Genomic DNA, 725 nt, shown 5'->3' on the forward strand with positions numbered 1-725 from the left:
AGGCTGGGCCAGGACCAGGAGCCGAGAGTGAGCCGGCAGCGGTCCGAGCCGAGTTCCTCGACGATCCCGTCGCGCGTGTAGAGGGCCACGGTGGCGGCCGGCAGGTCGAGGATCGCGGTGCCCTGGCAGGGCCAGCCGATGGTGCCGTCGTCAGCGCCGCGGAATCTGCTGGTGACGAAGGTGGTCACGTCGCCGCCGGGCAGTTCCCTGGGCGTGAAGTGGGGTCCGTTGGGGGTGCGCAGGGTGATCCGGTCGGCGCGGAAGGTGCGCCAGTCCGACCGGTCGAGGTCCCACGCGACGAGGTACCAGCGTCCGTCCCAGGTGATGACGTGGTGCGGCTCGACGCGGCGCGGGGGCTTGTCCGCGGTCTCGGAGCCGTAGTCGAAGCGGAGGATCTCGTGGGCTTGCACGGCGGAGCTGATCGCCAGGAGCACGTCGCCGTCGATCGGGGCGGCCGGTCGGGTGGCGGGCCGTTCGACGGCGGTGATCTGGAGGGCGGTGATGCGGTGCCGGAGCCGGGACGGCATGACCTGCCGGATGGTGGTCAACGCCCGTGCTGCCGCTTCGCCGGTGCCGTCACCCAGTGTGGTAGCGGCGATCTGCAGCGCGATGGTGAGGGCGACGGCCTGCTCGTCGTCGAACAGCAGAGGCGGTAGTTCGGTGCCGGCGCTGAGCCGGTAGCCACCGTCGGGACCCTTGACGGCGGCGATGGGGTAGCCGAGCTC

At 71.7% G+C, this 725-nt stretch carries 1 protein-coding gene; it reads right to left on the reverse strand.

What is annotated here, in order from left to right; genetic code table 11:
- Window positions 1–725: helix-turn-helix transcriptional regulator (locus tag ACVCAH_RS38005; protein ID WP_447141034.1), on the reverse strand; the 725-nt coding region annotated here is incomplete at both ends.

This window comes from Micromonospora sp. LZ34, from assembly GCF_052981855.1.